1 protein-coding gene is annotated in these 584 nt (G+C 74.1%); it reads right to left on the reverse strand.

Annotated features, from left to right (window positions below; genetic code table 11):
- Nucleotides 1-29: 29 nt before the first annotated feature.
- On the reverse strand, nt 30-584 hold a 555-nt coding region (locus ACFU7Y_RS39680), incomplete at its 5' end, for a DUF2382 domain-containing protein (RefSeq protein ID WP_380771276.1).

The raw sequence follows: 584 nt of genomic DNA on the forward strand, positions 1-584 counted from the left end.
GGTGTCCGGGGCCCTGGTCGTGGGTGCTGTCAGACGAGCGGCCGCAGCGGGGCGGGGCGGGGCGGGGTGGCGGGCGGGGTCGATCCGGTCGGCGGGGTCGGCGACGACGGGGCAGGGGTCTGGGCGGCGGTGGTGTCGTGGACCTCGACGTGCTCGCGGCGGAGTTCGTCCCGGATCACCTCCTCGGTGGTGTACCGCTCGACGACCAGGCGGACCCGCTCGATGGGGGTGAGGTGCTTGCGGACCACCGCGCGTTCCTCGCGGAGGGTGACCTCTTCGACGGCCTCGGCGATCTCCTTCTCGGTGAGCGTGGCGCGCTCGGCGTCGCTGACCGGCGTCCGCTCGACCCGGACGCGCTCGCGGACCACCGGGACGCGGCGCTCGACCTGTTCGGTCGTCACGTACTTGCGCAGCTTCGCGGTGCCGAGGGTGTGCCACTCGGTGATGATCTCCAGCCGCTCCTCGCGGCAGGTGATCTCTACCGGGCTGCTGGGGGCGGCGCCGGCCCTTGTGGTGGCGGTGGTCGCCGCGCGGGCGTTGGCGGGCGCGGAGATGGGCTGCGACTGCGGCTTCCGTCCCATCGT

The organism is Kitasatospora sp. NPDC057542, from assembly GCF_042801945.1.
In the GTDB taxonomy this organism is placed as follows: Bacteria; Actinomycetota; Actinomycetes; order Streptomycetales; family Streptomycetaceae; genus Kitasatospora.